This window comes from Actinomadura logoneensis (genome assembly GCF_003428695.1).
Taxonomy (GTDB): domain Bacteria; phylum Actinomycetota; class Actinomycetes; order Streptosporangiales; family Streptosporangiaceae; genus Spirillospora; species Spirillospora logoneensis.
Genome location: NZ_QURH01000881.1, coordinates 1 through 6115 on the forward strand (window position 1 = coordinate 1; position 6115 = coordinate 6115).

Annotated in this window: 5 protein-coding genes; all 5 read left to right on the forward strand. The window is 70.4% G+C overall.

Features of this window, described 5'->3' with window-relative positions; all coding sequences use genetic code 11:
- Window positions 1-128 precede the first annotated feature (128 nt).
- The 5 genes from DZF91_RS29730 (at window position 129) to DZF91_RS29750 (ending at window position 6043) form a co-directional block, all read left to right on the forward strand.
- Complete coding sequence (locus tag DZF91_RS29730; RefSeq protein ID WP_117360416.1) at window positions 129-1370, forward strand: arginine deiminase; 1242 nt, start codon at window positions 129-131, stop codon at window positions 1368-1370.
- Window positions 1371-1555: 185 nt separating this feature from the next.
- Window positions 1556-2560, forward strand: a complete 1005-nt coding sequence (gene argF, locus DZF91_RS29735; protein ID WP_117360417.1) for an ornithine carbamoyltransferase — start codon at window positions 1556-1558, stop codon at window positions 2558-2560.
- A gap of 32 nt (window positions 2561-2592) precedes the next feature.
- Window positions 2593-3528 (forward strand): carbamate kinase, encoded by a 936-nt coding sequence (gene arcC, locus DZF91_RS29740; protein WP_117360418.1) that lies wholly within the window; start codon window positions 2593-2595, stop codon window positions 3526-3528.
- A 140-nt stretch (window positions 3529-3668) separates the two neighbouring features.
- Window positions 3669-5108 carry an amino acid permease gene (locus DZF91_RS29745; protein WP_117360419.1) on the forward strand — a complete coding sequence of 480 codons (1440 nt, stop codon included), beginning with the start codon at window positions 3669-3671 and terminating at the stop codon, window positions 5106-5108.
- Entirely contained in the window at window positions 5105-6043 is a 939-nt protein-coding gene (locus DZF91_RS29750; protein WP_117360420.1) for a universal stress protein, read from the forward strand. Before DZF91_RS29745 ends, DZF91_RS29750 begins: the two co-directional genes overlap by 4 nt.
- Window positions 6044-6115: the final 72 nt, after the last annotated feature.

Consider the following 6115-nt stretch of genomic DNA (forward strand, 5'->3'; position numbering starts at 1 on the left):
CCCGCCGCCCGCCGCGCCCGCCGCGCCCGCCACCGGCGGCCGGCCTCCCGGCCGCCGGGACCCGCCGGAGCCGACGGGATCCGCCGGAACACATCTGAACTTCCAACTATCAGCAAGGAGGCTGAACCATGTCCTTCCACGTCGATTCCGAGGTCGGCCGACTCCGCCAGGTGCTGGTGCACCGTCCGGAGCTGTCGCTGAAGCGGCTCACCCCGTCCAACGCGGCGGACCTGCTGTTCGACGACGTCCTGTGGGTGCAGCGCGCCGGCGAGGAGCACGAGGAGTTCCAGCAGGTGCTCCGCTCCCGCGGCGTCAAGGTCCACCTCCTGCTCGACCTGCTGCGCGAGACGATCGAGATCCCGGAGGCCAAGAAGCACATCCTGGACTACGTGATCGACCCGCACTGGTTCGGACCACTGGCCACCGACGGCATCCGCAACGCCTTCGACGCCATGGACCTGCGGGAGCTCGGCTCCTTCCTCATCGGCGGCATCACCAAGCGGGAGCTGCTGGAGCGGATGGACGACATCAAGTCGATCGCGTTCCACGCCATCGAGCTGGACGACTTCGTCCTGCCGCCGCTGCCGAACCACCTGTTCACCCGGGACACCTCCTGCTGGGTCTACGACGGCGTGTCCATCAACGCCATGAAGAAGAAGGCCCGGATGCGCGAGACGGTGAACATGGAGGCCATCTACCGGTGGCACCCGGCGTTCGCCGACGGCTACAACAAGCCGGACACCGGCGGGTTCAACGTCTGGAACGAGGGCACCGCGATGGCCCCCGCCACGATCGAGGGCGGCGACGTCCTGGTCATCGGCAAGGGCGCGGTGCTGATCGGGATGAGCGAGCGGACCCAGCCGCAGGCCGTCGAGATGCTGGCGAAGTCCCTGTTCGCGCAGGGCTCCGCCAAGAAGATCGTCGCGCTGCGGATGACGAAGAAGCGCGCCTTCATGCACCTGGACACGGTCATGACGATGGTCGACCACGGCGTGTTCACCAAGTACGCCGGGATGGGCATGCTCCCGTCCCACACCATCGAGCCGGGCGACACCGAGAAGGAACTCAAGATCACCGACCACCCGGCCGAGGACATGCACAAGGCCATCGGCCGCGCGCTCGACCTGGACGAGATCAAGGTCCTCACGCCCACCCAGGACGTGTTCGCCGCCGAGCGCGAGCAGTGGGACGACGGCTCCAACGTCCTCGCGATCGAGCCCGGCGTCGTCGTCGCCTACGAGCGCAACACCACCACCAACAACCACCTCAGGAAGAACGGCATCGAGGTGCTCACCATCCGGGGCAGCGAGCTCGGCCGGGGCCGCGGCGGACCCCGCTGCATGAGCTGCCCCCTCGAGCGCGACGCCTGACGGCGGCCACCGGGCGGACGGGCCGGCGCGCCCGGCCCGTCCCGTCCGGACCGCCACCGCGGACGCACCGCCCGCCCGCACACCGTCCCACCGACCATCGCGTGCCCCCGGACCACCGGCGCGGCGCCAGAGCGCCCCGACGCGGGGACCGGCCCGAACGGCCGCCCCGCCCGAACGGAGAGACCATGGCTTACAACCTGCACGGCCGCAGCTTCCTCAAGGAGCTCGACTTCACCCCCAAGGAGTGGGCGTACCTGCTCGACCTGTCGGCCGAGCTCAAGCGCGCCAAGTACAGCGGCGCCGAGAAGCCGACCATGGTCGGCAAGAACATCGCGCTGATCTTCGAGAAGACCTCCACCCGAACCCGCTGCGCGTTCGAGGTCGCCGCCTACGACCAAGGCGCGCACGTCACCTACCTCGCCCCGTCCGGCTCCCAGATGGGCCACAAGGAGTCGGCCAAGGACACGGCCCGCGTGCTGGGCCGCATGTTCGACGGCATCGAGTACCGCGGCGACAGCCAGAAGACCGTGGAGGAACTGGCGCAGTACTCGGGCGTCCCGGTCTGGAACGGCCTGACCGACGAGTGGCACCCGACCCAGATGCTCGCCGACCAGCTCACCATGCGCGAGCACGCCAACGGACGGCCGCTCAACTCGCTCTCCTACGCCTACCTCGGCGACGCCCGCAACAACATGGCGCACTCCTACATCGCGGCGGGCGCGCTGTCGGGCATGGACGTGCGGATCGCCGCGCCCAAGAGCCTCTGGCCGGACGAGGAGATGGCCGTCAAGCCCGCGCAGGAGCTCAACGCCAGGACCGGCGGCAGGCTGCTGATCACCGAGGACGTCGAGGCGGCCGTCCGCGGCGTCGACTTCGTCCTCACCGACGTGTGGGTGTCGATGGGCGAGCCGAAGGAGATCTGGGACGAGCGCATCAAGCTGCTCAAGCCGTACCAGGTCAACGCCGAGGTCATGAAGGCCACCGGCAACCCCGGCGTCCGGTTCATGCACTGCCTGCCGGCCTTCCACAACCGCGAGACCACCGTCGGCGAGGACATCTACCAGAAGACCGGCCTGGAGGCCCTGGAGGTGACCGAGGAGGTCTTCGAGTCCGAGGCGTCCATCGTCTTCGACGAGGCCGAGAACCGGATGCACACCATCAAGGCCGTCATGGTCGCGACGCTCGGCTGACCCCACTCCCTTCGACCACGAGGACATCCGCCATGAGAGTCGTCGTCGCACTGGGCGGCAACGCCCTGATGCAGCGCGGGGACAAGCCCGACGCCGAGACCCAGCGCGCCAACGTGCAGACCGCGGTGAAGTCGCTCGCGCCGCTCGCCGAGCGGCACGAGCTGATCATCACCCACGGCAACGGCCCCCAGGTCGGGGTGCTCTCCCTGGAGAGCATCAACGACCCCAACCTCACCCGCCCCTACCCGCTGGACACCATCGGCGCCGAGACGCAGGGCATGATCGGCTACTGGATGCTGCAGGCGCTGCAGAACGCCCTGCCGGGCCGCCAGGTGCTGTCGCTGATCAACCAGACCCTGGTGTCGGCCGTCGACCCGGCGTTCGAGAACCCCACCAAGTTCGTCGGCCAGGTCTACACCCGGGAGGAGGCCGAGAAGTTCGCCCGCGACTACGGCTGGGCGGTCCGTCCGGACGGCGAGTACTGGCGGCGGGTGGTCCCCTCGCCGCACCCGCAGCGGGTGATCGAGACCCGGCTGATCCGGCAGGCCCTCCGGACCGGCACCGTGGTGGTCTGCGCCGGCGGCGGGGGCATTCCGGTCATCCGCAACGACGTCGGCCAGCTGGAGGGCGTCGAGGCGGTCATCGACAAGGACCTGACCGCCGCGATGCTCGCCGAGACGCTGGAGGCCGACGCCTTCCTCATCCTCACCGACGTGCCGAACGTGGTGCGCGGCTTCGGCACCCCGGAGGCCGAGCCGATCAGCCACACCACCCCGTTCGAACTGCGCTCGGAGGACTTCCCGGCCGGATCGATGGGCCCGAAGATCGACGCGGTCTGCGGGTTCGTGGAGAAGACCGGCGACATGGCGGCGATCGGCCGGCTCGACCAGTGCATGGAGATCCTGGACGGCTCGGCCGGGACGATCGTGACGCCGAACGCCACCTGGCCGCTCGCGAGCACACTGTGACACACGGTATATGATCAATGACGAAGGGTGACCGATTCGAGGCGCGCGAATCGGGCACCCTCCCGTCGTCCCTTTGATCAACGGCCTCACGGCTCCGAACGAAAGCAGCGACCACCGTGGCCACCGCCTCATCAGGCTCCATGCTGCACAGCCTGTTCCGGACCAAACCCGTCGACCAGATCGTCGACGAGGGCGGTCAGGGAGAGCTGAAACGCTCGATGTCCCTGCTCCAGCTGACCATGTTCAGCGTGGGGGCGACCCTGGGCACCGGCATCTTCGTGGTGCTGGGGGAGGCCGTGCCGCTCGTCGGGCCCGCGATCGTGCTGTCGTTCGTGCTCGCCGCGGTGACCGCGCTGTTCTCCGCGCTGTCCTACGCCGAGCTCGCCGGGACGATCCCGGTCTCCGGCTCGTCCTACTCCTACACCTACGCGACCATGGGCGAGCTGATCGCCTGGGTCAGCGGCTGGTGCCTGCTGCTGGAGTACGCCGTGTCGGTCTCGGCCGTCGCGGTCGGCTGGGGCCAGTACCTCAACGACTTCTTCCAGCAGACCTTCGGTTTCACCCTGCCCGCCGCCATCAGCAACCCGCCCGGCTCCGGCGGGTACGTCAACGTCCCCGCCGTCGTCGTGGTCCTGCTGGCCATGCTGATGCTCCTGCAGGGCGCGTCGGAGTCCGCCACCGTCAACACCATCATGGTGCTGCTGAAGATCGGCGTGCTGGTGTTCTTCTGCGTGCTCGCCTTCACCGCGTTCAAGACGAGCAACCTCACGCCGTTCGCGCCGATGGGCTGGGCCGGGATCCAGGCCGCCGGATCCAAGGTGTTCTTCTCCTACATCGGCTTCGACGCCGCGTCCACCGCGGGCGAGGAGGCCAAGAACCCCAAGCGCGACCTGCCGCTCGCCATCATCGGCTCCCTGGTCATCGTCACCGTCGTCTACGTCGCGGTCGGCCTGGCCGCCGTCGGCGCGATGCACTGGACCGAGTTCAAGCAGGGCGAGACCGAGGCGTCGCTCTCGCTGGTGCTGGAGCGGGCGACGAACATGTCGTGGCCGTCGGCGGTGCTGTCGCTCGGCGCGGTCATCGCCATCGCCAGCGTCGTGCTGTCGGTGATGTACGGCCAGACCCGCATCCTGTTCGCGATGTCCCGCGACGGCCTGGTGCCGAAGATCTTCCAGCGGGTCAGCGCGAACCGCCGGGTGCCGGTCGCCAACACCCTCATCGTGTCGGCGTTCATCGCGCTGCTCGCCGCCGCCGTCCCGCTCGGCCACCTCGCCGACGCCACCAGCATCGGCACCCTGTTCGCGTTCGGGCTGGTCAACATCGGCGTGATGGTGCTGCGCCGGACGCGGCCCGACCTGCCGCGCAGCTTCCGGACCCCGGTCTACCCCGTCACCCCCATGCTCGGCGTGCTCTTCTGCGCCGGGCTGATCTTCACCCTGGACCGCGTCACGCAGGAGATCTTCCTGATCTGGATGGCGGTCGGGCTCGTCGTCTACTTCCTCTACAGCCGCCGCCACTCGCGGCTCGGCCGGGCAGCCGGCGGCGCCGCGCAGCCACCGAACCCGAAGGGGACGCCATGACCGCCGCCACGTCCGCCACGTCCGCCGGGGCCGGGAAGGGCCGGCCCGTCCTGGTCGGCTACTCGCCGGACGACCGGGGCGACGACGCCCTGGTCCTCGCCGCGCTGGCCGCCCGGACCGCGGGCGTCGAACTGGTCGTCGCCAACGTCCACCCGCCCGCCTGGCCCAGCCGCGGGCCCGGCTCGGTGGACGCCGAATGGCTGTCCTACCTGCGCGAGCAGGCCGCCGCGGCGCTCGCCCAGGCGGCCGAGCGGCTGGCCGCGATGAAGTTCCCCAAGCGGGGCGTCGCCTACCGCGTGACCGCCCACCGGGGCAGCGGGCGCGGCCTGGTCGAGCTCGCCGGGGAGGTCGGCGCGTCGCTGATCGTCATCGGGTCGGGGCCGCGCGGACGCCGCGACCGCATCGCCATCGGCAGCACCGCCGACCAGCTCCTGCACGGCTCGCCGGTCCCGGTCATGCTCGCCCCGCGCGGCTACGCCGAGGACCCGCCTGCCCGGTTCCAGCGGCTGAGCGTCGCCTACTACCGGCAGCGCGACGTCCAGGCCACGATGGAGATCGTCACCACCTTCGCCAACGACTTCGGCCTGCCGGTCCGGCTGCTCACCCTCGTGCTGCGGCCCTCCGGCCTGCCCGCCCGCTTCCTGCGCGCAGGCGACATCGTGGAACGCCAGGTCGAGCAGGCGGAGAAGGACCTGGCGCACGCCCGCAAGATCCTGGCCGACCGCGGCGTCGCGGACGTCGAGACCGAGGCCGTGCAGGGCACCCACATCCACAAGGCCCTCGCCGCGGCCGAGATGCTGCCGGGGGAGCTGCTCACCACCATGTCCAGCCGCGAGGGCCCGCTGCGCAAGGTGTTCGTCGGCGAGAGCTCAGGCAAGATCGTCCGGGGGTCGGACGTGCCCGTCCTGGTGCTCCCGCGGGGCTATGCCGGATAGCGGCGCGGTGGGCTCGGGCGGCGCCGCCGTCATGGCCGGCGCCGCGGCGGGCGAGCCGAGGCCCCGCCGCGG